At 63.0% G+C, this 22,731-nt stretch carries 18 protein-coding genes and 5 pseudogenes; 9 read left to right on the top strand and 14 right to left on the bottom strand.

What is annotated here, in order from left to right:
- The first annotated feature begins 121 nt into the window (after positions 1-121).
- From ACFQJB_RS04650 to ACFQJB_RS04630, 4 genes and pseudogenes are all read left to right on the top strand, one after another.
- Positions 122-1,221 (top strand): annotated as a pseudogene (locus tag ACFQJB_RS04650) (branched-chain amino acid ABC transporter permease).
- Positions 1,218-2,590 (top strand): annotated as a pseudogene (locus ACFQJB_RS04645) (branched-chain amino acid ABC transporter permease). The pseudogenes ACFQJB_RS04650 and ACFQJB_RS04645 overlap by 4 nt, the downstream one beginning before the upstream one ends.
- A complete protein-coding gene (locus tag ACFQJB_RS04635) occupies positions 2,565-3,425 on the top strand; it encodes an ABC transporter ATP-binding protein (RefSeq protein ID WP_379724489.1) in 861 nt (286 codons plus the stop codon). Before ACFQJB_RS04645 ends, ACFQJB_RS04635 begins: the two are co-directional and overlap by 26 nt.
- Positions 3,422-4,168, top strand: a complete 747-nt coding sequence (locus ACFQJB_RS04630) for an ABC transporter ATP-binding protein (protein ID WP_379724486.1) — start codon at positions 3,422-3,424, stop codon at positions 4,166-4,168. The genes ACFQJB_RS04635 and ACFQJB_RS04630 overlap by 4 nt, the downstream gene beginning before the upstream one ends.
- Before the next feature lie 29 nt (positions 4,169-4,197).
- On the opposite strand, the gene ACFQJB_RS04625 is transcribed toward ACFQJB_RS04630, so the two are convergent.
- The 4 genes and pseudogenes from ACFQJB_RS04625 to ACFQJB_RS04610 form a co-directional block, all read right to left on the bottom strand.
- Positions 4,198-5,418 carry an ABC transporter substrate-binding protein gene (locus ACFQJB_RS04625; RefSeq protein ID WP_379724483.1) on the bottom strand — a complete coding sequence of 407 codons (1,221 nt, stop codon included), beginning with the start codon at positions 5,416-5,418 and terminating at the stop codon, positions 4,198-4,200.
- A gap of 160 nt (positions 5,419-5,578) precedes the next feature.
- A pseudogene (locus ACFQJB_RS04620) lies at positions 5,579-7,464 on the bottom strand (cation:proton antiporter).
- A 122-nt stretch (positions 7,465-7,586) separates the two neighbouring features.
- Positions 7,587-9,697, bottom strand: a pseudogene (locus ACFQJB_RS04615) (thioredoxin domain-containing protein).
- 69 nt (positions 9,698-9,766) lie between these two features.
- On the bottom strand, positions 9,767-10,252 hold the full coding sequence (locus ACFQJB_RS04610) for a hypothetical protein (protein WP_379724480.1): 486 nt from the start codon (positions 10,250-10,252) through the stop codon (positions 9,767-9,769).
- Positions 10,253-10,371: 119 nt separating this feature from the next.
- Between ACFQJB_RS04610 and ACFQJB_RS04605 the strand changes: the two genes are divergently transcribed.
- Positions 10,372-10,665, top strand: a complete 294-nt coding sequence (locus tag ACFQJB_RS04605; RefSeq protein WP_379724477.1) for a hypothetical protein — start codon at positions 10,372-10,374, stop codon at positions 10,663-10,665.
- Positions 10,666-10,674: 9 nt separating this feature from the next.
- Here ACFQJB_RS04605 and ACFQJB_RS04600 read toward each other — a convergent pair whose 3' ends face one another.
- Complete coding sequence (locus ACFQJB_RS04600; RefSeq protein WP_379724474.1) at positions 10,675-11,355, bottom strand: hypothetical protein; 681 nt, start codon at positions 11,353-11,355, stop codon at positions 10,675-10,677.
- Positions 11,356-11,676, bottom strand: coding sequence for a transcription factor S (locus tag ACFQJB_RS04595; protein ID WP_120103025.1), 321 nt, complete (start codon positions 11,674-11,676; stop codon positions 11,356-11,358).
- Positions 11,677-11,792: 116 nt separating this feature from the next.
- On the opposite strand from ACFQJB_RS04595, the pseudogene ACFQJB_RS04590 reads away from it, so the two are divergent.
- Positions 11,793-12,307: pseudogene (locus tag ACFQJB_RS04590) on the top strand (DUF5797 family protein).
- Here ACFQJB_RS04590 and ACFQJB_RS04585 read toward each other — a convergent pair.
- Positions 12,308-13,318, bottom strand: coding sequence for a DUF5787 family protein (locus ACFQJB_RS04585; protein ID WP_379724470.1), 1,011 nt, complete (start codon positions 13,316-13,318; stop codon positions 12,308-12,310).
- Between the two features lie 8 nt (positions 13,319-13,326).
- Positions 13,327-13,770 carry a bis(5'-nucleosyl)-tetraphosphatase gene (locus ACFQJB_RS04580; protein WP_120103022.1) on the bottom strand — a complete coding sequence of 148 codons (444 nt, stop codon included), beginning with the start codon at positions 13,768-13,770 and terminating at the stop codon, positions 13,327-13,329.
- A 178-nt stretch (positions 13,771-13,948) separates the two neighbouring features.
- Here ACFQJB_RS04580 and ACFQJB_RS04575 point away from each other — a divergent pair, with 178 nt between their 5' ends.
- The 3 genes from ACFQJB_RS04575 to ACFQJB_RS04565 all read left to right on the top strand — a co-directional run bounded on the left by ACFQJB_RS04575 (position 13,949) and on the right by ACFQJB_RS04565 (position 16,081).
- The gene (locus ACFQJB_RS04575) at positions 13,949-14,275 is read left to right on the top strand and encodes an uS10/mL48 family ribosomal protein (RefSeq protein ID WP_120103021.1); all 327 of its coding nucleotides are present in this window, start codon (positions 13,949-13,951) and stop codon (positions 14,273-14,275) included.
- 102 nt (positions 14,276-14,377) lie between these two features.
- Positions 14,378-14,674: a hypothetical protein gene (locus ACFQJB_RS04570; RefSeq protein WP_379724466.1), complete on the top strand. Its 297-nt coding sequence runs from the start codon at positions 14,378-14,380 to the stop codon at positions 14,672-14,674.
- Positions 14,675-14,776: 102 nt separating this feature from the next.
- Complete coding sequence (locus tag ACFQJB_RS04565) at positions 14,777-16,081, top strand: amidohydrolase (protein WP_379724463.1); 1,305 nt, start codon at positions 14,777-14,779, stop codon at positions 16,079-16,081.
- A gap of 1 nt (position 16,082) precedes the next feature.
- Here ACFQJB_RS04565 and ACFQJB_RS04560 read toward each other — a convergent pair whose 3' ends face one another.
- From ACFQJB_RS04560 to ACFQJB_RS04535, 6 genes are all read right to left on the bottom strand, one after another.
- A complete protein-coding gene (locus ACFQJB_RS04560; protein ID WP_379724460.1) occupies positions 16,083-17,318 on the bottom strand; it encodes a putative manganese transporter in 1,236 nt (411 codons plus the stop codon).
- Positions 17,319-17,449: 131 nt separating this feature from the next.
- A complete protein-coding gene (locus ACFQJB_RS04555; protein WP_379724457.1) occupies positions 17,450-18,340 on the bottom strand; it encodes a hypothetical protein in 891 nt (296 codons plus the stop codon).
- A 3-nt stretch (positions 18,341-18,343) separates the two neighbouring features.
- Entirely contained in the window at positions 18,344-18,745 is a 402-nt protein-coding gene (locus ACFQJB_RS04550; RefSeq protein ID WP_379724454.1) for a DUF7522 family protein, read from the bottom strand.
- A 63-nt stretch (positions 18,746-18,808) separates the two neighbouring features.
- On the bottom strand, positions 18,809-20,989 hold the full coding sequence (locus ACFQJB_RS04545) for an AAA family ATPase (RefSeq protein ID WP_379724451.1): 2,181 nt from the start codon (positions 20,987-20,989) through the stop codon (positions 18,809-18,811).
- Positions 20,990-21,057: 68 nt separating this feature from the next.
- On the bottom strand, positions 21,058-21,492 hold the full coding sequence (locus tag ACFQJB_RS04540; RefSeq protein WP_379724448.1) for a Zn-ribbon domain-containing OB-fold protein: 435 nt from the start codon (positions 21,490-21,492) through the stop codon (positions 21,058-21,060).
- On the bottom strand, positions 21,489-22,655 hold the full coding sequence (locus ACFQJB_RS04535) for a thiolase C-terminal domain-containing protein (RefSeq protein WP_379724445.1): 1,167 nt from the start codon (positions 22,653-22,655) through the stop codon (positions 21,489-21,491). Before ACFQJB_RS04535 ends, ACFQJB_RS04540 begins: the two co-directional genes overlap by 4 nt.
- Positions 22,656-22,731: the final 76 nt, after the last annotated feature.

Genomic DNA, 22,731 nt, shown 5'->3' with positions numbered 1-22,731 from the left:
TGCGGGGCATAAAAAGTCTCTTGGGGTCGACCGGCCGGAGCACCACCGCAGCAAGCTGACGGTCACCGTACAGATGGTGGGAAGATTCTTTTATGAGCACTGCTGTTTTCCGGGCGAACGAATGGAGCCATACGCACGCGGTCGACAACTACTGCGCGACCAACCCGGGCTCGTGGTCGTCGCGGTCGCCGCCATGCTGTTGGTCGGTGACCTCCTTGCCAAGCTGCTCGGCGGGGGACTCACCGTCGCGCGGTTCGGCGGCTTTGTCTGGGACGGGTTGGTGATCGGGCTACTCATCGGGCTGGCTGGGATCGGCCTCTCATTGACCTACAGCATCCTTGGATTTGCGAACTTCGCCCACGGCGATTACATCTCCTGGGGTGCGTTCTCAGGGTGGGCAGTCGCCTATCTCTTGGCTGGCATTGATCGGTATGCGGCCGGCGGATTGCTGCTTATCGGCGCCGGCGACGGCCCGCACCCGGTGACGTTGGCGTCAGCATCACAAACACACCGGCCAGCATTCTCGCCGGGCTCGTCGTCGCCGTCGGCTTCACGATCGGCGTCTCCCTGCTGGTCGATCGGCTGGTCTACCGACCGATCCGCGATGCCGACGGGATCACGCTACTCATTGCGAGTATCGGGGTCGCCTTCGTACTCCGGTATCTCATCGTCTTTTTCTTCTATAGTGGTCGACAGGGTGTCACCGACATCAGCCGGGTTCCGTCCTACGACATCGGCGGCGTCGTCATCAACGCCCACGAACTCACAATCGTCGCCATCGCCCTCGCGCTGATGGTTGGCGTCCATCTCCTCTTACAACGAAGCAAGCTCGGCAAGGCGATGCGGGCGATGGCCGACAACCGCGATCTCGCACAGGTGACAGGGATTCCGGTTGAGGGCGTGATCCGAACAACGTGGATTCTCGGCGGCGGGCTGGCCGGCGCGGCTGGCTATCTCGTCGTCCTCACGCAGGGCACCATCGCCTACGATCTCGGCTGGTTGCTGCTGCTGTTGATCTTCGCCGCCGTCATCATGGGTGGGATCGGGTCGGTCTACGGTGCGATCGTCGGTGGCCTGGTCATCGGGCTTGCCAGTCGGCTGTCGCTGATCTGGCTGACCGGCGATCTCTCCAGTTTCGCTGAACCCGTCGCCTTCGGGCTGATGATTTTTGTTCTGTTGTTCCGTCCAGAAGGCATCTTCGGCGGGGTGAGTACGGCATGAGCACCGATCAGTTCCAGACCGGTCGTCTCACGCAGCTCCGCGAGTTGCTCGAACGCTCCGATGCCGCGCTCGTTCTCACGGCGATGGCGGCGTTCTATCTGCTGTTTCTCGGCATCGGTGCGATCCTGAACTACGATGTCGCGGGGCTCATCTCGATTCTCGGACAGGTCACCTTTTTCACCGCGGTCTACGCGCTGATCGTCCTCGCGTTGAACCTCCATTGGGGATACGCCGGGCTGTTCAATATCGGGATTGCGGGCTTCATGGCCGTCGGCGTCTACACCATGGCGATGTTGACCGCGCCGCCGACAGGCTCGCCGCCCGGCCTCGGCCTCCCGGTCGCGGTTGGCATTGTTGGCGGCATGCTCGCGGCCGCACTCGTTGGCCTCGTGACCGCGTTGCCGGCCCTCCGGCTGCGCGCCGACTACCTCGCCATTGTCACGGTCGCGATCTCGGAGATCATCCGACTGACGTACAACTCGCCGGCGTTTAGCACGTTCACGCTGCCCGGCGGCATCGCCCTCGGTACCGGCGGGGCCAGCGGCATCGGGAACTTCCCGAGCAACCCGGTCCGGGCAATCTATTACGCCGATCCGAGCAGTGCGGCGTCGGGGACAACGCCGATCGGGGCCGCTGTCTTTGGCTTCTTCGAGGCTGTGTTCGGCGTCGTTCGCAGTGCTGTCATCGTCGATCTCACCTATGGGCTGGTGCTTGCGGTCGTCGTGTTCCTCGTCTACACGCTGTTGGCTCGCGTCGGCAACTCGCCGTTCGGCCGCGTGCTCAAGGCGATCCGGGAAGACGAAGTCGTCGCCAAATCACTCGGCAAGGACACCAACCGATTCAAGATCAAGACGTTCATGCTCGGCTGCGCGCTGATGGGGCTGGCCGGCGTGCTCTGGCAAGGGTTCGGCACCGGTGCGGTCTACCCACAAGCCTTCCGCCCCGAACTCACCTTCTACATCTTCATTGCCGTCATCATCGGCGGTGCGGGTTCCAACACCGGCAGCGTCCTCGGTGGGGCGGTCTTCGCCAACCTCCTCTTTCTCCTGCCGCAGTACCTCCCCACCATGATCGAGCAGACCTTTTCGATCCAGGCCAACCCCAACAACTTCATCGCCGCGGTCGGCCCGATCGCGGCCGGCGAGATCGCCCCCTGTTGGGCTACATCCTGAACCAACGACTCCCCGCGCTCCGATTTGTCTTCGTCGGCGTCCTGTTGGTCTATCTGATGCAGAATCGCCCCGAGGGGCTGCTCGGCCATCGCACCGAGACGGCGGCCGCCGTCGATCTCAGCGAGGGCCACACACCAGGAGGCCAAACAGGGACAGATTTGACGGCTCCCGATGAAGGAGGTGTCGACGATGAGTAGCGAGTCAGCCGCCGACAGTATCGGTGAGGATCCGGCCGTCGACACCGCCGGAGACGGTGACGAAGACCCACCGCTCCGTGTCGAAAACCTCCGCAAGGAGTTCGGCGGCATCACCGCTGTCGATGGGGCGTCGTTTACGGTCGCCGACGAGTCCCTTACAGGGCTGATCGGGCCGAACGGCGCGGGGAAATCGACGACGTTCAACTGCATTACGGGAGTTCACGAGCCGACCGACGGCGCGGTCTACTTCAACGGCACGGATATCGCCGGGCTCGCGCCGAACGTCATCGCCAACCGCGGGCTCGTGCGAACCTTCCAGATCGCACGCGAATTAGCCGAGATGACCGTCCTCGAAAACCTGATGCTCGCTCCACAGCGACAACAGGGCGAGGCCCTCTATCGGTCGGTACTCCCGCCATTCAGAGACGGTGTGATCGAGGAGGAAACCGAGTTGCGCGAGGCGGTGTGGGAATCGCTTGAGTTCTTCGAGATCGACCACCTCGCTGAGGAGCAGGCCGGGAATCTCTCCGGCGGCCAACGGAAACTGCTGGAGTTGGCCCGCGCGCTGATGACCGACCCAGACATGCTCCTGTTAGATGAACCGTTCGCCGGCGTCAACCCGACGCTGGAAACGAAGCTGCTTGACCGCATCAATCAACTGCGAGCCGAGGAGGGGCTGACCTTCCTGTTGGTCGAACACGACATGGACATCATCATGGAACACTGTGATCCCGTTATCGTGATGCATCAAGGGCAAGTCTTGGCTGAGGGTCGCCCCGAAGAGATCCGGAACAACGAACGCGTTGTCGATGCCTACTTTGGTGAGCAACAATGAGCGAGACGACTGCAACCACCGAGGTGACGACCTACGACGACAGCCTGCTGTGCGTTCGGTCACTGGACGCCGGCTACGGCGACCTTCAAATCCTCGAAGACGTTGATCTCGATGTCGCCGACGGCGAGTACGTCACCATCGTCGGCCCCAACGGCGCAGGGAAGTCGACAACGATGAAATCGGTCTTCGGGCTGACGACCTACATGGGCGGCCACATCGAGTTCAACGATGAACCGATCCACGGGCTCCGCCCCGAGGAGATCATCCACCACGGCATCGGCTACGTGCCGCAGTCGGACAACGTCTTCCCGTCGCTGTCGGTCAAGGAAAACCTCGAAATGGGCGCGTATGTACTCGATAGCGTGCCCGACGACGCCATGCAGGCCGTCTACGATCGCTTCCCGATCTTAGAAGAGCGACAGAGCCAGAAGGCGGGGACGATGTCGGGCGGCCAACAACAAATGCTGGCGATGGGGCGGGCGTTGATGCTTGATCCCGACCTGCTGTTGCTCGATGAGCCGAGTGCCGGCCTCGCGCCCGATCTCGTCGACGACATGTTCGACCGGATCGACCGCATCAACGACGATGGGACGGCGATCCTCATGGTCGAGCAGAACGCAAAACAGGCGCTCAAACGCTGTGACCGCAGCTACGTCCTCGTCCAAGGGAAGAACCGCTACGAGGAGGACGGCGATGCGTTGCTGAACGATCCGGAAGTGAGAAGACAGTTCCTCGGCGGCTGATTCAGGTCAAAAATCGTCGACAACGGTCGTCAGGCCGAGAACTCGATTGTCTCGGTCGCCTCGTAGCCGTCCTCGTTGAACGCGAAGACCTCGTAGGTCGCTGCCGTCAGGTCGCCGTTCTCGTCAAAGTTGACCGGGCTGGATGCTCCTTGGTACTGGATCTCAGTGCCTTCAGCTGCCATCGCCAGCCCGTCGGCCAGCGTCGATGGCGTCACTTCCTCGCCGCCGGGGTTGGCGACGGCCTGCATCTGTTCGGCGATCGCCGAACCGCTGTTCTCGCCGGCAGCGGCGTTGGCGAGCAAACAGACGGCCGTTGCGTCGAAAGCCTGTGAGGTGAAGACGCCGGGTTCGCTGTCGAACTCGTTTTGATACTCGGTGGTGAAAAAGTCCCGACCGGGGCCGGACGCACTCGGTGCGCTTCCCTGCACGTTGGTCATCGCGTTGCCAACATCGCTTGGCAGGTCGCTATCCTGTAGCCCGTCAGTCACGAGGAACGGCGTCGAGCCGTCGTACTCCGAGTAGTAGTCACGGAACAGTTGGACGCCGCTTTCGGGATAGCCGACGACGACGACGATATCCGGATCATCGCTGAGAGCCTGACTCAGCTGTGAACTGTAGGAACTCGCGCCTTTCGGGAACGATACCTCGTTTTGGACGGTGCCGTCGAACGCTGAGACGAAGCTGTCGGAGAGAGCCTGCCCGTAGGAATTATTGACGTACATCGTCGCGGCCGTCGACGCCCCTTCGTTTTCTGTTGCGACCTGCGCCAGCACCTGCCCCTGCAGCGCGTCCGACGGTGGCGTTCGCCAGATGAGGTTGTTATCGTCGAGATCGGTGATTGCCGGCGACGTTGAAGCCGGCGAGCAGGCCACAACGTTGTTCGGAATAAAGACGTTTTCGGCGACCTGAATCGTGATCTCCGAGCCCGCCGCGCCCGTGACGGCCGGATAGCCGGCATCAACAAGCGAACTTGCGGCCGTCTGACCGGCGTTGGGATCAGTCTGTGTGTCTTCGACTTGGCTGTCGATGGTAAAGTCTGTCTCTCCTTCGAGGAGTCGGAACGGGAGCACCGCACCGTCACGAATTGGTTGGCCAAGATTGCCGAGGCCACCAGACAGTGGCATCAGAATCCCTTGGCTGAGGGTTCGGCCGCCGCTACCGCCGCCGTTGCCGGCACAGCCAGCCAGCGCGATCGTTCCGCTTGCACCCAGTGCTTTCACGACATCCCGTCTTCGTATGTTGTGTGACATATTTAGCCACACGTACCTGACAGCTCGTATTAAATCCCAGGGATAGCCGCGAAACGAGCCGACACAGTCGAGGTATCGTCCGTAAAAATTCAAACGCAGCGCAGTGATCGCGTCGACAACGAGGCAACACTACCACAGCTGTCTCGGGCTGAGATCGGCGTCAGTCGTGTGGGTGCAACTGGTCGATCGCCTCGTGAACCGCTTCCGTCCGGCCGAGGATCGTCAGATGATCGCCGTACTCCAACTCAAGGCTGGCTTCTGGCACGGTATTTTCCTCGTCACGGCTGACGAGTGCGACAATACAACCCTCGGGGAGCATCTCGTTGACGTCGCTGATCGTTTTCCCGGCCAGCGCTTCGTCGGTCACCTCGACCTCCTGGACATCGCCGCTGCGACCAAGTTCCGTCATCCATCGTGACATCGCCGGCCGCTCGATGAGGTTGTCGATCCCCCATGCTGTCGAGGCCGACGACGAGATGGTCTTGACGCCAAGTTCCTCGAAGGCGTCGACGTTTTCGGGCTCGTTGACACGGGTGATCACCGTCTCGGTGTCAAACGTCGATTCCGCAAGCTGTGCCACAAGCAGGTTGGTATCATCGTCGCCGGTGGCCGCGACGATCGTTTTCGACCGGTCACCGCCGGCTTTTCGCAGCAACTCGACGTTTGTGCCATCACCCTCCCGAACACTGAAGCCGTTGTTGCGGAGTTTTTCCGCCGCCGATTTTCGCTCCTCGATGATGACGACGTTCTCGCCGCGTTCTTCGAGTCGTTCAGCCAGTTCTGTGCCGACACGTCCACCGCCGATGATGAGTACTCGCATTGGAATCACCTTGAACCATTCCGCAAGCTGCCGTGCAAACCCGCCTTCAAACACCACCGTGAGCAGAATTACCAGAAAGACCGTGCCCGCAAGGATGCTCGCACCCTCCGGGTTCGAAGGGGCTTCCGGCGTCCCGAGTTGGATCGCAAACAGCGTGGCGACGCTGGCGGGAATGATCCCACGCGGGCCAACAAAGCTCATAAACAGTTTCTCGCCACGGGTGAACCGATCGCCGGTCGTCGACAAAAACACCAACAGCGGTCGCAGGATGAGTGCGACCACCACGACAACGGCCAGCCCAGCGAGCCCAAGATCCAGCAGGGTCTCGAACTCGATCAAGGCAGCAAGGGCGATAAACACGAACGAGAGCACGATGATCGTGATATCGCCTTTGAACTCCTCGATCTCGGCCTCATACGGCAATCCAACGTTTCCGAGGACGATCCCGGCGGTCGCCACCGCCGCAACCCCGGATTCGGTCACGATCGTATCCGCGGTACTGTAAGCCACAATCGCGCCGACAAGCGTCAGCAACCGGGCGTTTTGGGGTGTCCAGCCCGTTGGCGTCCGCACCCGAGTAAGGAGAAACCACAAGATCGCCGAGATAACAAGCCCGATGAACACGCCGACGCTTAATCGCTCGACGAAGTCAGTCAGATACGCCAGCGGTGTTGTTCCCTGTGCCGCGAGGAGTTTGAAGATCACGACCGCGAGGATCGCCGCCGTCACATCGTTGACGATGCCTTCGGTTTCAAGGGCGGCAGCGACGCGATCACGCACCGGAACGACCGCGAGGATCGGCGTGATGACTGTTGGCCCGGTGGCGATAAGCAAGGCCCCAATGAGAGCCGCGATCCCCCAGGTAGTATTGAGAAAGAACCGGACAGCAAGCGTCGTCCCGATAAATGAGAGCGCGGCCCCAACTGTGATCAGCCGGAGGGCTGCGGAGGGCGATTCTCGCAGCTTCTCGATTTTGAGGTGGAATGAGCCCTCAAAGACGATGATCGCCACACTGAGCCCAACGATCGTTGTGAGCGCCCCGCCGAAGACATCCTGGGTGACAATTGAGAGCCCCTTCGGTCGACAGCGACGCCAGAGAGGATCAAAAAGAGGACGCTGGGGACGCGAAACCGATCAGCCAGCACCTGCGAGGTGACACCTAACCCGAGGATGGCCGCGACGATCAACAGCGTGTTCGTGCCAGCCTCACCAGCAAGCGGAATCATTGGCTCCCTCCCAACTGCCGAGCCCAACAAGTGGTGGCCATCTACGTGTGTGTTCCCCGCGTCGACGCATATAAATCGCTTCGTTGCTGTCGCAGGCAGTTAGGTAACAAACGGAGATCGTACTACCGATTTTCGTCCAGCCACTCCAAGGCCGGCTCCAACGCTGTTTTTGGCGGCGAACAGGTGAACGACTCACAAGCGTAGACCGTTGGCTCGCCGTCGATGGCCTCCCGGTCAGCCCAGACCGGCGGCGCGGTCTCTAAGCCCAGTTCATCAAGCCACGCTTGGAGCCCCGATTCCGTCGGCGGACGGTGTGCGAGCGTGACACCCGGCAGGTAGCGGTCGGCTAACGTGTCCCGCCAGTCGGTCGGGAGGTCGTCGGCCGCAACGGTGAGTTCCGCGCCGCCGTTGGTGTAGCGGTCGGCCGCCAGCGTTAGCGAGACGTGTTGGAGTGGATTACCGGTGATACGGTTGCTGTGGGTTGCCAACACCTCACCAGCGATCTCTCGGTAGTCGGCGTCGGCGACAAAACCATCAAGCTCACAGAGCAGGTCGACGGTCGCGCCGAGGCTCGACGGCGTCGAGCTATCGGTGAGTTCCTGGGGTCGCGTCACCAACTCTTCGCCGTCATCGGGGGTGAAGTAGATCGTTTTCGTCTCCGCGTCCCAGAACGCCGAGACGATGGTATCGACGAGATCAAGCGCGACACTGAGGGGCTGGAGGTCGCCGGTCGCCTGATACAGATCGAACGCGCCACGCGCGAGGAAGGCATAATCCTCCAGATACCCCTCGCCGGCGACATCGCCGTCGATAAACCGCCGTTGGAGCCGCCCCGTCTCGCTGTCGAGGAGGTGGTCGGTGACAAAGTCCAGTGCGTCGCGAGCCGGCTCGGCATAGTCAGCGTCAAGCATGCGTGCGGCGTCCGCGTACGCCGAGATCATCATCCCGTTCCAGCTGGCCAAGATCTTCTCGTCGCGTGGCGGTCGAGTTCGTTCCTCACGAGCCTCGAACAACGTGTCGCGTGCTGTCGCTACCGTGTCTTCGACCTCATCGGTCGACAGATCGTGTTCGTCAGCGAGTGCTTCGACCGTGGCTGAGACGTTCAGCACAGTCGTCCCGCGCTCGAAGTTGCCACCGTCGGTCACACCGTAGCGCTCACAGAACAGCGTCGCCGCCGAGTCATCAAGATGCGCATGAACGTCCTCAGGCGTCCAGACGTAGAACGATCCTTCCTCGTCGCCGCTGCGGGCGTCAAGCGTGCTGTAGAAGCCGCCATCAGGGTGTGTGAGTTCGCGGTCGACGAACGCCAGCGTCTCTTCGACAGTCTCGACGTATCCGTCGTCGTCGGTGAGTTGGTGGCCGGCGAGATACAGCGGTGGCAACCCGGCGTTGTCGTACAGCATCTTCTCGAAGTGCGGCACCGTCCACTCCCGGTCGGTCGCATAGCGGTGGAAGCCACCGCCGAGGTGGTCGTACATCCCGCCGTCTGCCATCGCATCGAGCGTCGTCGTCACCGCGGTCAGTGCGTCGCTGCTACCGCTGCGACCCGCTGCCCGCAGAAGCAGATTGATCCGCCCCGGCTGGGGAACTTCGGGCCATCGGAGCCGAAGCCGCCGTACTCGTCGTCGACCGAACGGAGTGCGGTTCGAACCGCGCTGTCGAGGGTGTCGTCGCCGGGTACCTCGCTTGTGCTGTCGGCGTCGGGGGTGTCGTACTTGTCGCGGGCGGTGTCAGCCCACTGCTCGGCGCGGGTTTGCATCTCGCTTCGCTCCTCGGGATCGTTCCATGAGGCTGCGATCTTGTCGAGGAGATCGAGCAAGCCCGGCATCTGTCCCTGTGGTTCCTTCGGGAAGTAGGTGCCAATGTAGAAGGGGTTGCCCTCGGGGGTGAGCCACGCCGTCAGCGGCCAGCCGCCGCGGCCGGTGACGCGCTGACAGATTGACATATAGATGCTGTCAATATCCGGTCGCTCCTCGCGGTCGACCTTGATCGGAATGAAATGCTCGTTGAGCCGCTCGGCGACGGCGTCGTCTTCGAAGCTTTCCTCCTCCATGACATGACACCAGTGACACGCCGAGTAGCCGATCGACAGAAAGATCGGTTTGTTCTGATCTTTCGCTGCCTCCAAGGCGGTCTCATCCCACGGCTGCCAGTTGACGGGATTGTCCTCATGTTGGGTGAGATACGGACTGCCCTCCTCGGCCAGTCGATTGCGACGCAGTGGATCGGTCATCAGTGTGGGTCGGCGCGGCGGATAGAAAAATGATCGGTGTCGGAAGACTGTATGTGCAATCGGTTCCGATTAGCCGCTTTGGTTTGTCGGCTCCGCTGTGGCCTGAGCCTGCTGATCTTGTTGCAGTTCCTCAAATCGATCAGGGCTGGTAAGGCCGGTGACCACGTCGACGTTCATGTAATCCAACAACGCACCCTCCGAGCCAGACACAAGCAACAGCGGTGACCCCCGCGATGGCGTGATCGAATCCTCAACAGTCAGCCCAAGTGATTCAGCCTCCGTGGTCGCGTTGTCGATGAGCTCCTCGTTGAGCTCGGTCTGGAGTTGAGATGCCTGCTGGCCAGCCTCTTGTCGAGAGATGTTTCCACTTTGGAGCTCCTGTCTGAGCTCCTGGTTTTGGGCCTGTAGTTCAGCTTGGGCGTCCTCTGACAGCTGCAGGAAGGCGGTGGCGCGTCGTTCTGAACCGGGGGCCATACAGCCGGCAGCGGCCAATCCGAGGCCGACACCACCGGCGGCGAGCAGTCGTCGTCGACTAACGGACGGCGTCTCAGTCATATACTTGTGCGCTACTGACACCATACATAAAACCACACTGATCGACTGCGCACAGCAAACCACTGTTGGATCACGACGGGGGCCAATACGATTACACGGTACCTACGACAACAATACGTATGGAACCGACTGAAACGCCTCCAGAAGATCCGGCCGCCGCAAGCGACGCCTTGGCTGCCCATCTGACTGCCACCGCCGAGCGACCGATTCCGCCGGCGACCAATCGATGGCTTGGCGAAGCCGAAGCAGTAGCACGGGATGCAGCCAGCGACGACATCGATCCCGCGACCAGACGACAGCGAGTCCAGCAGGTCGCCGCGCTACTGGCTGAGGCCGACGCGACCGGCGACGAGATCGCTGATGAACACATCGCCGACGCTCGCGCCTGCTGTCGGGTGCTCCTCGACAAGTAGCCCACCGACTTATCCGACCCGGCCGCAGGCATCGATCAGATCGAGAAGGGTCTCACGAGCCGCTGTCGGATCGATTGCCTCGGCGACAGCGTCGACAACGTCTGAGGGGCCGCTGTCGGGCGGCCCAGCCGGGGCACCGCCGCCGGCAACATGGTAGTCGCCAGCGGCCGCCCAGACACCGAGGACGGCGGTAATCGGCACCGACAGCAGCGCAGGCGAGGAACCGTGAGCGTGACTGGCGGCATCGGTGCTCTCGTCAGCAACAGCCGGCGAGTCGGTGCCATCGCTGTCCTGAATCGACCGCCGAACCAGCCCGCCGTAGGTGACAAGTAGTCCCGACGTGTCGCCGATCGATCGGTCGCGGCGACTGCGCTCGGCGACCTGCTCGATGCCGCGATCGGCAAGGCGGTCGGTGAAGCCGGCAGCGGCCTTCCGTCGTACCAGCTTCGTCAACATCGGCCCTGGGTCGCGTGATGGCTCAAGCCGAATGCGACTCACGAAAAAGAATTGCCAGGGGTGATCACAGCCGGTCTGGGCGTGAATCCGCTCGCGTGCCTCGGTCTCCTCAAATACGACCGTATGCGTGTAGACGGTCACAACCGGCGTCGAAAACGCTTCGTCGACGGTGGCGTCAGTCTCCCGCCAGCCGGCCAGGTGGTCGCTCGGAACGGCCGGCCGGGGAACATCCATCTAGTGGTCGTCCTCGCGCCACTTGTGTTCGCATTCGGTACACACAAAGAAGCGAGTCTCGCTTTCGTCGGCCGCCCGGATCTGTTGCATATACCAGTAGGCGCGGTCGTTGTCACACTCCGGACAGGCCGCCGTCGTCGTCGGGAGCCCCTTGTCCTCGGCGTCGCTAATGTCGATGATTTCGCCTTCCTCCTGTCCCTCAGTTGTTACCATCGCAGCCTCGGCGGCCTCATCGCGAAGCTTCTCGAAGCCACACGACCCACAGACCCATTTGTCGCCCTCAGTCTTCAGCATCGAACCGCAGTCGTCACAGAATTCCATTAAGCGGAGGCAATCAACTGTCGTACTTAAACCACAGGGTTGCGACGGTGCGTCACGACGCCGCTCCATCGACCGGAACCCGGAACCACGATATGGGACGGTTGCAAACGGCCGGTATGAGCCTCACCGACGAGGAGCTCTCACGGCTGGAAGATGTCGTCGAGCTCCAGCCGACAAAAAACGGCGAGCTACAGGAACGCTGGGAGTTAGACAGCGGCAGCGAGTCCATCAGTATCTCGAAGGCCACCTGAAAGACTACTACTACCGCGACGACGACAGCCTGATCCGATCGACGCCGGAAGCCGTCGAGCTCACGGGCGTCGAGCCGGGGGTCGCCCCGCCGGCCGACGGTGAAGATGACGACGCGCCGCCGAGTTCCGTCCGACTCTCGCCGTTGGAGGCCAACGTGTTCGAAACCGTTGCCGGAGCTGATGAGCGATCCGAGAGCGTCGTCAGCGTGCTCAACGGGCTGCGAGCGGCCTACGACATCGACCCCGATGTCGACGACGTCCGGCAAGCCCTCCAGCGATTGAAGCGGATCGGTGTTGTCGAAGTCATCTATCGTGCGGTGCCGACGTTCCGCGCCTGCGTTGACCGCGATACCGTGTCGGTGTCGACAACTGAGGAGTAGCTATCGCTTGCGGGCGGCCCGAGCAGCCAACAGTCGCCGAATGCCGGCTCCCGGCCCGCCGTCGATGGGCCACCCCTTCGTTCGCCACGCCGGTGGTTCAGGTTCGAACGCCTCGCAGCCACCGCTACAAACTGACGACGACTGATGGCACTCCTTGGCAGCACACCATGGAAGCAAAAGCCGGCCAGTGCGTCGCAACTCGAAATGTCGGCAATCCGGCCGCATCGTCGCGTGATAGTCCCGCCAGCCGCGGCCATAGGCGCGTTCGGCGAGTTCGAGTCGGCGTGACACCCGGTAGTCGTCGCCGTGGGTCGGTGTCAACGAAGTTGGATGCCAAGCGACGCTGGCGGCGTCGCTGTCGACACCACCGGCGAAATCCGTCGTGAGGATGCCGGCTTCCACGGGGAGTGCTTCCAACAAGGCTGGCTCGACGGTCGCCCCAGTTTCGGCGGTGGCAACCCAGACCTCATCTGCGAGGCCGGTTTCGACATCGTGGTCGATCTGCTCGGCCAGTCGGTCGGCCGCCGCGGCGTCGAGATCCGGTTTGTTCTCGATGGCGATCAGCCGCCGCACCCAGTCGGGGTAGGGCGCGATCTGTTTGAGCTGAATCCGGTTGCCCTCACTGCGTGTTTGTACCACACCACGGTCGGCCGCGCGATGGACGGCTTCGCGGACGTAGCGCCACGGATAGTCGGGCTCGGGGAGTGCGTCGCGGTACCACGCCCACTCAGCGGGCGCGTTGCGGACGACATGGAGGAGGTCGGAATCGAGTTCGTCGTCGCCGAAGGCCGCCCGCGCCTGCAGTGCGTCCGGATCACACTCGATAACGACGGTATCCCAGCGTCGATGCTTGGTGCCGAGTTGCCGGGCAACAACATGAACGGTATCGTCGCTGGCGTGTGCGTCACTCTCGTCATCGCTGTCGCTGCCTGGCGGCCACGCGAGTTCCGCCCAGCGACAGACACACAGCTCGTAGCTAAACTCCGAGTCGGCGGTTGCAGGGCCGGACACGACCCGGATTAGATGTAATCGCCCTCCTCTTCAAGCCGCTCATCAAGAAACTCGTCGGCCTGTTTGAGGATCTCTCGGGGGCCGTCTTGGGTGATTGTATTGAGGGCCTGCTCGTAGTCGCGCCACTGCAGGTCGCGGTGTTCCGTCGAAAGCTCCGCGCTGGCCTCAAAGGAGTGGGCGATGAAGAGATGCACCGTCTTGTGGATGGTGTCGCCGCTGGCCTGGAACACGTAATCGTAGTCCTCACGAAAGCCGTTGATGAGTCGGAACTCTTCGATCCCGGCTTCTTCCGTTACCTCTCGGATCGCAGTTTGCTGAAGCTCCTCGTCTCCTTCGACCCCGCCTTTGGGGAACTCCCAGTCCCCCGGTCGGCTTTTGAGGAGCAAATACTCCCGGCAGCCACGGGTATCGCGGAAGAGGATCGCTCCAGCACTGGTTGCCTCAACCGTCATTGCGCCCTGCTACGGAGGCCCACCCTAAGAGGGTATCGGAGGCGGCGGTACCACACAATCGGTAGCCCAGCCGGCGGTCGACCGAAAACGAGTCCGGCTGTGCCATCGTGGATGAGAGGGTACCGCACGCCACGAGGCGGTAGACGGGCTTTTAGTGCTTGCCGTCTCAGGGGTGGATATGACCTTCGTCACCAAACTCACCTTCCAATCCGGCGATCGAGCCGTCCTCACTGAGACGGTTGACGATCTGAAGGAACTGGTCGAGCGGAAAGGTGGCCAGTGTAAGGGGCCGCATACCTCCCCCGAAACCCGGCTCACCGTCCCCCAGTACCAGACCCTCCAACCGGGCGATAGTTTCCAAAACTGGGACTACAGTGTCTATGAACGTCGGATCGACATCCACGGGGCGGAACACATCGCCAACGAGGTCGGCCACATGGACTTTCCGGACTCGATCCACGTCGAAATTGAGGTTGAACAACAGCAACCGCTGGGCGGCAACTGACGCCGACTGACTGGCTGTTTGGGAATATCAAAAGTCGACAACACCCACACATATCGGTCGAATGGAGAAAGATTCACTTTGCCGAGTACGGTAGATAGCTCTATGACGGAGTCGCCAGCCGATGGAGGGCCCTTCGAGTTTGATCCCGACGTTGTCGAGTTAGCGGATGAGTTGGCGGAGGCCTTCATTCTCGAAGAACTCGATCCGGCCCTGTTGGACGACCTCAACCAGGACTATCTCGAACTGTTAGCGAGCCAATCCCCCGAAGAACTCCACATGGACATCGAAGAGCCGGTGTTGGCCGCGGCGGTACAGGTCGCCGGGATGGTCGTCGGCCGGATGGAAGCCGCCGAGAATCGGAACATGGGTCGCCCTTCGCGGATCCCGTACTCGCAGTAGCGAACAGGCCTCAACGACCCGAATCGACGACGCGACCGCAGTCGGAGGCGACACCTCGACAGGGTCGCCGCGTTTTATTTTCGCTGCCGTCCTGCTGCTGGTATGGCCGACTCCACACTGGCTGCGAGCTATCGTACCTTCCGTCGCGACCTCCACCAACAGCCCGAACCGGCATGGTGTGAGTTCTACACGACGAGCCGCCTACTCGAGGAACTCGAACAGCGAGAGATAGACGATCTCCTGTCCGGCCCAGCGATCCACGCGCCCGACAGTCGCCGAAACGTCCCCGATGACACGACGTTCACCGAGTGGCGACAGCGCGCCCGCGAGGCCGGCGCGAGCACGGACGTACTCGCAACCATCGGTGACGGCTTCACCGGCGCGGTCGCCGTCGTCGAGCGCGGCGCTGGGCCAACCATCGCACTCCGGGTCGACATCGACGCGTTGCCGATCATCGAAGCCGACAGCGACGATCACTATCCCACAGCCGCAGGGTTTCGCTCAACCAACGAGGGCTACATGCACGCCTGCGGCCATGACGCGCATGCGACCATCGGCCTCGGCGTGCTTGATCGGGTGCTCGACAGCGATTTCGATGGCACGTTCAAACTGCTCTTCCAGCCCGCCGAGGAGACGATCTCGGGCGGCAAGTCGATCGCCGACTCCGGCGTCCTCGACGATGTCGACGCCCTGCTGGCTCCGCACATCGGCCTCGATCACCCCTCGGGCGAAGTTGTCGCCGGCATCGACGAGTTTCTCGCCGTCAGACAGTTCGAGGCGACGTTTACGGGCGAATCGGCCCACGCCGGCGCGCGGCCCGAGGACGGCGACAACGCGGTACAGGCGATGGCCGCCGCGGTGCAAAATCTCTATGGGATACCGCGCAATTCCGCCGGCGGCACCCGCGTCAACGCTGGCCGTGTCGGCGGCGGCACCGCGAGCAATATCGTCCCCGAAGAGTCGTTCATCGAGGGCGAGGTTCGCGGCGAGACGACCGGCCTGATGGAGTATATGTGGGATCGCACCGAAGATGTGCTGGCGGGAGCGGCGAGGATGCACAACTGCGAGGTCGACATCGAACGACTGGGCGACGCGCCGAGTGCCCACAGCGACGCCGCAGTCGTCGAAGTCGTCGACCGTGTTGCTCGCCAAACGACCGGCGTCGACACCGTCGTTGAATATGACAGCCTCGGCGGCAGCGAAGATGCCACGTATCTCATGCAGCGCGTCCACCAACGGGGCGGACTGGCAGCCTACGTCGGCGTCGGCACCGATCATCCGGGCGGCCACCACACGCCGACGTTCGACGTACAGGAGCGCGATATCGCCGTCGGGATCGACCTGCTGGCCGGTGTTATCTCCGATCTCGCGGCCGACTTCCCGGTTGGTGGAGCAGCGGCGACCTAAGTTAGCCGCCGAGGACACCAAAGCCGAAGGATTCCAGCCCGAAGACTGGCCCCCACAGGAAGTGCAGCGCGACGCCGACGATGAGCGCGGGGATCGTCGTGTAGATGCTGGCGATGATGGCGGCCTTCTTGTCGATGGCGATCAGCGGGAACAGCGCGTCGCCATCCTGGCTGATCGCGTTGGCGGCCAGCGCGGAAAACGGGATCCCGCCTTGGGCGTAGGCGCCCGCCAGCACGATCTGGGGGCCACAGCCCGGGATCAACCCCAACAGCGCGCCGCCGACCGGCGCGAAGACACCCGCCGCGGCGGCGACGGCGGCGATATCGATCTCGAAGAAGGCGACGGGATACTCATAGAGCAGATAGGCAACAAGCACCCAGACCGTGACGAAACTCGTCTCCATGGCGGCATGTTGGAAGGTGCTATACAGGCTTCCAAATGACTCCCGGGCGCGGCCGACATGCCCCTCGCCGATGTAGTGTCGCCCGACGAGATAGAGGTAAAACGACAGCGTCGTCCCCGCGATGCCGACAATCGTAAACAGGCCGGCAAAGGAGCCGCCGACCATCAGCGGCACCTCCGGTGCGCCACGAAGGAGGTAGGTAACGCCCAGGATGAGAGCCGCGACGGCTGCCACCCACCACAGCGCGTGGATCGCGTGACTCAGCGGCGTCAACACCCTCGATGCACGATCGGGGCCGGACTCGTGGGTGTGAATTGGTGTCTCGCCGTCGTACTCATGGGCCGGGTTCGAGCTTCGGCCGACGACACTGGCGGCGGTTCCGCCGTCGGTCGCTGTCGTCTGCAGTTGGCTCACCGCGCTGTCGACGTAGCCGACGCCCATGCCGAAGCGGTCGATAGCGTACCCCGAGAGAATCGCCGCCGCGAAGGCCATCCCGTAGGCATAGAGGGCAGCCTCCGGGGCGAGCGCAAGGATCACGAACGCCGAGTCACCGGCGGTGGCGATCAGTGTCGCCACAACAGTGCCAAAACTCACCGTGCCGCGGATGTACAGCGGCATCATGACGATCGCGCCGCCACAGCCCGGCGTCAACCCCATCGCCGCGCCGACAAGCGGCTGGTACCGGCGGTTTGACTCCAGTCGCTCGGTGAGCGCGCCCTTGGTTCGATACTGGACGTAGCTGAACGCGAGGACAGTCACCGCAACAAACGCGCTGACCTGCACGTAGCCATCCCGCACTGAGGCGAGAAAGATGTCGAGAATTTCACCCGCCATCGAGCCACCTCCGTGGGTGAGCTGCCACCACGCCGGTGTAAATTAGACTCATCTAAATCTAGGATTAGCCAATACCAATATAACGGTTTCGGCACCGCCAGCAGGCTGGACAGGTGTTCGGTGGAAGGCAGTCACCGGTTTGACCGAAGTGCCGGGCCGATGACGTAGCCGAGATATGGCAGCAGAAAGCCAGCGACGTAGCCCGTGAGATGTCCCCACACATTGGTGCCGCGCGGGACAAGCACCAACGCGCCGACAACGCCGAAGACAAAGACGGTCGTCCCGATCAAAAACGCCAACCGACGATCGGGTGACAGCGACCGCGCGGTGGCGACGACACCGGCTGGTGGTTGCAGCCACCAGAGGAGCCCGCCGGCGAGAACCCCGGTTGCGAGACAGCCGAGGGCGATCAGCGGTTGGACGGGGAAGTACCACACCGAGGGGGCGGCAAAGACAACAGCCAACGAGCCAGTGAACGGCACCACACTCCATGCTGGATCGATCTCGCCGTCAGTAACCTCGCTGCCAGCGGCCACCAGCATGACCGGCACCAATCCAAGAAAGGCAGCGACGATCCCCGAAAACCCAACTGAGAGTTGGTTGGTGACCTGTCCAAGCGTCGCCAGTGTGACCCAGGCGATACAGAATGGGACGCCGAGAAGATAGCCAACTGTCAGGCGACGAAACTGCTGTTCCCAGCCCGCGATCGCCACCAAGGGGTAGAGGCCGAACAGGGTGACCCAAAAGTTGAGCAGATTGTCGACGAGGTGTCGACCGCTGACGTGGACGTAGTTCGCGGTAAAGGCTGTGAGCAGCGTTCGCCTGTCGGCAAACAGCGAGTCAGCGGCGAGACTGAACCCCAACCCGTCACCGATACCGAGCAGCCAACCCAGACTCAGAACTGCTGGGAGGGCGACCAACAGCAGGTACTGTTCGGCGGGTGGCGCGGTCGTTGTGCGTCGCCACCAGCGGGCAGCGGTCACCGGGACGCCGAGCAGCGTGCGAAGCCGACCCGAAGACACAACCTACTCCCAGCGGTCGAGCAACTCAGAGATGGCTGCGATCAACGAGTCAAAGTCCTTGAGCTTCAGCCCGTCGGTCGTCACGAAGACGCCGCTGTCGCCGACGCCGATCCGCACCAGAAACCCGTTTTCGAACACGCGGATCGAGTAGCGATATTGCCCCAACTCGGAACCGGCGTAGGCGTCGGTCGTCGTCTTGTAATCGTGCCACTCGTGGCCGATAAACGACATCAGATCGGCGTCCTGTTCGAGATCATCGCGGAGATACACCTGCATGTAGTTGGTCGCATCAAAGTAGGTGACTGACCGACAGTCGTCGCCGACCGCGCTCCGGCAGACGGTTTTGAGTTTGTCGGCGCGGCTCTCGGTGAGTGGCTGCTCAGACAGCGGTTCTTCATCGCTCATGCCCGGCGTTTGGTGGGGGCCGGCTTCAAACCACGGGTCGGTGTCGACAGCCCCTCGCCGTAGCTACGTTTCAAGCACCGATGCTTTGGCTGCCTCGAAGTGGGCTGCAGTGACTTCCAACTCGTCGGCGTGGTCGTTGGCTGTGGCTCCTTCGTACTGCTCAGTCAACTCCGTGATCGCCAGCAGCGATGCCTCCCGACAGATCGAGGTGAGATCGGCACTGGAGGCCCCCTCGGTTGAGGCAGCGATCCCATCGAGGTCGACATCATCGGCCAACTGCATGGTTCGAGTATGCACATCGAGCACTGCTTGACGCGTCGCTCGATCCGGGTTCGGTACCTCGATCGATCGTTCAAGCCGTCCCGAGCGGAGCAATGCCCCATCGATGCTCTCCCGACGGTTCGTCGCGGCCAACACGACAAGATTCGGGGTGTCGTTGAGACGATCGAGTTCGGTCAGCAGTTGGCTCACGACGCGGTCGCCGACACCCGAGTCGCCGCCCAGCCCATCGCGGTCGCCGGCGATGGCGTCGATCTCATCGAAGAAGATGATCGCTGGCGCGGATTGTCGGGCGCGCTCAAAGACCTCTCGGACGGCCTTTTCGCTCTCGCCGACGTAGCGATCCAGTAGCTCGGGGCCCCGAACCTGAATGAAGTTGACCTCGCTTTCGCCGGCGATCGCCCGGGCCAACAGCGTCTTGCCGGTGCCCGGTGGGCCGTGGAGCAACACCCCGGTTGGCGGGGTTGTATCGGCAGCATCGAACAGCGGGCCGTACTGCAGTGGCCACGTCACGGCCTGTTCGAGCTGTTCTTTCACCGCGGTGAGGCCGCCAACATCGTCGAAATCGGTTGTCGGCTGCTCGGCGACGTACTCCCGCATAGCCGAGGGTTCGACCGCCGTCATCGCCGTCTCGAAGTCCTCGCGGGTGACCTCGACGGCCCGGAGATCATCGCCGGCCTGTCGGGTTCGACGGAGCGCCGTCATCGCTGCCTCCTTTGCGAGGCCCTCCAGATCAGCGCCGACAAACCCGTGGGTTCGCGCCGCGAGTGTGTCGATATCGACATCCTCGGCCAACGGCATCCGGCGGGTGTGAACATCGAGAACCTCCCGCCGGCCAGCCTCGCCGGGAACCCCGATCTCGATCTCCCGATCAAAGCGACCGCCCCGCCGGAGTGCGGGATCGAGCGAATCGACGCGGTTGGTCGCGCCGATGACGATCACGTCGCCGCGGGCGTCAAGACCATCCATCAGCGAGAGGAGTTGGCCGACGACCCGACTCTCCACGTCGCCGCCATCGTCGCGTTTGCCCGCGATCGAGTCGATCTCATCGAAGAAGACGATGGCGGGGGCGTCCTCGGCGGCCGCCTCAAACTTCTCGCGGAGTTTCTCCTCGCTTTCGCCCTTGTATTTCGACATGATCTCGGGGCCGGACACGGTGAGGAATGTTGCATCAACCTCGTTGGCGACGGCCTTGGCGATGAGCGTTTTGCCGGTGCCCGGCGGCCCATGCAGCAGGACGCCTTTCGGCGGGTCGACGCCGAGGCGGGTGAAGACCTCCGGCTCCGACAGCGGGAGTTCGATCATCTCCCGGACGAGTTCGAGTTCCTCGTCAAGACCACCGATATCCTCGTAGGTGACACCGGTCTCTGGTCGCTGTGGCGCGTCGTCGCCGGCACCCGTTGCCCGATCAACGGTTTTGCGGAGTTTGTCGCCGGCAGACTCGCCGGCGTCGCTGCCGGTGGTCGGTGAGACGGTCACCGTCGTCGATCCGCTCACCCGAACCGTACCATCAGGATCGGTGTCGGTCACAACGAATCGACTGCCGGCGAGTCGTTCAATGCGAACGCCTTCGCCGGTTCTGATCGGGCGATCCCGCAGCCCGCGTTTGACCGCCGTTTCGATCGTCTCGTGATCGATGTCAACGGTGCCAAGCTCTTCGGGTGCCTGGAGTGTCACCGCGGTTGCCTCGGCGACAGACTCCTTTCTGACACGCACCTGCTGGCCAACTTTCACGTCGGCGTTAGCGCGGGTGTCGGCATCGATCCGAACGGTGCCGTCAGCCACGTCGTGGCCGCCGGGCCAGACCTTGGCGACGGTCGCCTGCGTACCCTCGATGACGACCGTATCACCGCTCAAGACGCCGAGTTCGCGGATCGCCCGCTCCGACAGGCGAGCGATACCACGGCCGGCGTCGCGTTTCTCCGCGCTCTTGACGGTGAGGCCCAAGCCCTCGTCGTCGCTCATGGTTTTACCTTGGGGTGCTGGTGGTATAGACGTCTCGACACGATCGGACAACGAGGTCTCCCCGCGGTTCAGCCGTCGTTGTTACTGTCGGTTGGGCGCAACACAACGAGCCGATCGTCGGTCGTTGCACGTGTCTCGACGGTCACCCGAACCTCGGCCCCGATGAGATCAGTGGTATCACCGACTGCGTCGGGGTCGACACCACGAACGACACCTGTGATCCGAACCGGGCCAAACGAGGCGATCGCGCTGACGTAGGGCGCGTCGTCGTCGAACCCTGGGGTTGCGACGTGGACGACGCTGTAGGTGTCGATAGTGCCGGTCTCGGGGAGCGGCTCGCAGGTAAGGTCAGTCGACCCAGTTTCGGGACAGACACGGCGGGGTGGCAACGAGCCGACGCCGGCCGGCGATTCAAGATAGAACCCCTCGCCGGCGTCGATGGCGTCAAGCCACTCGTCGTAGCCGGCTGGCTGGCCCGCTGGGGCAGATTGGGCGTCTGTCATTCGGCCACCTCCAACACGTGAACCACCGCGCTGGCGACGGTGCCGCCGGCGTTGTGCGCGACACCGGTGGTCGCGTCGGCGACATACTCGCTGTTTGGGTGGTCGCCCCGAAGCAACCGGGTGAGTTCGGCGATCTGGCTGCCACCGGTTGCCCCGACCGGGTGGCCCTTGGCTTTCAGCCCACCCGAGAGATTGACCGGACAGTCGCCGTCGGGGGTCGTGACGCCGTCGCGAGCGGCGACAATCCCTTCGCCCGTGTCGGCGATGCCCAGCGATTCGAGGGCCATCGCCTCCGCGATAGTGAAACAGTCGTGCACCTCAGCGACGTCGATGTCAGCAGCACTGATCCCGCTGTCGGCGTAGGCGACCTCGGCGGCCTCCGTCGCAGCCGGCGTTTCGGCGATGACGGTTCGATCCTGCAAGGCGAGGCGATCTCCGCCCTGGCCGACGCCCGTGATCGATACCGGCGCGTCGAGATCGTGGGTGGCGGCGTAGTCGTCTGATGTGAGGACAATCGCGCTCGCGCCGTCGGTGATCGGACAGGCGTCGTAGAGATGGAGCGGTTCTGCGACCGGCGGCGCGTCAAGCGCGTCCTCGACGGTGATCTCGCGTTGGTACTGGGCGTACTCGTTGGGGACGGCATTGGCGTGGTTTTTGACCGCGATATGGGCAAGATCCTCACGGCCGCCGCCGAAGCGGTCGAAGTACGCCTGTGCCATCAGTGCGTACGCGCTGGGGAACGTGATGCCGGCGCGAACCTCGTACAGTTCGTCGGCCGCGATGGCGAGGGCGTCGGTGGCCTCGCCGGTGTCGAGGCAGGTCATCCGCTCCATCCCGCCGGCGACGATGACATCGGCAGTGCCCGCACGAATCGCTTCGACGCCGGCTTTGACCGCGACACCGGCGGAGGCACAGGCCTCCTCGTAGCGCGTTGCCGAGCAGTCGAGGCCGGCAGCTTCGGCCATCAGCGGGGCCTGGTGGCCCTGCTGCTCGGCGAGTGCGCCCATGAAGTTGCCGTAGTCGAGGCGATCGACGGCCGCGCGGTCGATCCCGGCGTCGTCGATAGCGGCCGCGGCGGCGTCAGCAAAGAGGTCGCGGCCGGTGCGGTCGCCGTGGTCGCCGAACGGTGTGAGGCCGACACCGGCGACACGCACAGTCGTCATATCAATCGATTCAACAGCCGGGAATAAAATGATGACTCAGTCAACGGCCACGATTGTGGCTGCCAACGCGTCGACA

The sequence above is a fragment of the Halonotius sp. GCM10025705 genome (genome assembly GCF_042662885.1).
Lineage (GTDB): Archaea > Halobacteriota > Halobacteria > Halobacteriales > Haloferacaceae > Halonotius > Halonotius aquaticus.
Note: the sequence above shows the minus strand (reverse complement) of the source record. Positions and strands in the feature narration are given on the sequence as shown.

Bases quoted from the DNA above. Each gene is read 5' to 3' on its own strand.
- ACFQJB_RS04605 (WP_379724477.1), top strand. From the start codon at position 10,372: ATGGAACCGACTGAAACGCCTCCAGAAGATCCGGCCGCCGCAAGCGAC.
- ACFQJB_RS04580 (WP_120103022.1), bottom strand. From the start codon at position 13,770: ATGACGGTTGAGGCAACCAGTGCTGGAGCGATCCTCTTCCGCGATACC.
- ACFQJB_RS04595 (WP_120103025.1), bottom strand. From the start codon at position 11,676: ATGGAATTCTGTGACGACTGCGGTTCGATGCTGAAGACTGAGGGCGAC.
- ACFQJB_RS04630 (WP_379724486.1), top strand. From the start codon at position 3,422: ATGAGCGAGACGACTGCAACCACCGAGGTGACGACCTACGACGACAGC.
- ACFQJB_RS04610 (WP_379724480.1), bottom strand. From the start codon at position 10,252: ATGACTGAGACGCCGTCCGTTAGTCGACGACGACTGCTCGCCGCCGGT.
- ACFQJB_RS04625 (WP_379724483.1), bottom strand. From the start codon at position 5,418: ATGTCACACAACATACGAAGACGGGATGTCGTGAAAGCACTGGGTGCA.
- ACFQJB_RS04550 (WP_379724454.1), bottom strand. From the start codon at position 18,745: ATGAGCGATGAAGAACCGCTGTCTGAGCAGCCACTCACCGAGAGCCGC.
- ACFQJB_RS04570 (WP_379724466.1), top strand. From the start codon at position 14,378: ATGACGGAGTCGCCAGCCGATGGAGGGCCCTTCGAGTTTGATCCCGAC.
- ACFQJB_RS04545 (WP_379724451.1), bottom strand. From the start codon at position 20,989: ATGAGCGACGACGAGGGCTTGGGCCTCACCGTCAAGAGCGCGGAGAAA.
- ACFQJB_RS04540 (WP_379724448.1), bottom strand. From the start codon at position 21,492: ATGACAGACGCCCAATCTGCCCCAGCGGGCCAGCCAGCCGGCTACGAC.
- ACFQJB_RS04575 (WP_120103021.1), top strand. From the start codon at position 13,949: ATGACCTTCGTCACCAAACTCACCTTCCAATCCGGCGATCGAGCCGTC.
- ACFQJB_RS04560 (WP_379724460.1), bottom strand. From the start codon at position 17,318: ATGGCGGGTGAAATTCTCGACATCTTTCTCGCCTCAGTGCGGGATGGC.
- ACFQJB_RS04635 (WP_379724489.1), top strand. From the start codon at position 2,565: ATGAAGGAGGTGTCGACGATGAGTAGCGAGTCAGCCGCCGACAGTATC.
- ACFQJB_RS04565 (WP_379724463.1), top strand. From the start codon at position 14,777: ATGGCCGACTCCACACTGGCTGCGAGCTATCGTACCTTCCGTCGCGAC.
- ACFQJB_RS04535 (WP_379724445.1), bottom strand. From the start codon at position 22,655: ATGACGACTGTGCGTGTCGCCGGTGTCGGCCTCACACCGTTCGGCGAC.
- ACFQJB_RS04600 (WP_379724474.1), bottom strand. From the start codon at position 11,355: ATGGATGTTCCCCGGCCGGCCGTTCCGAGCGACCACCTGGCCGGCTGG.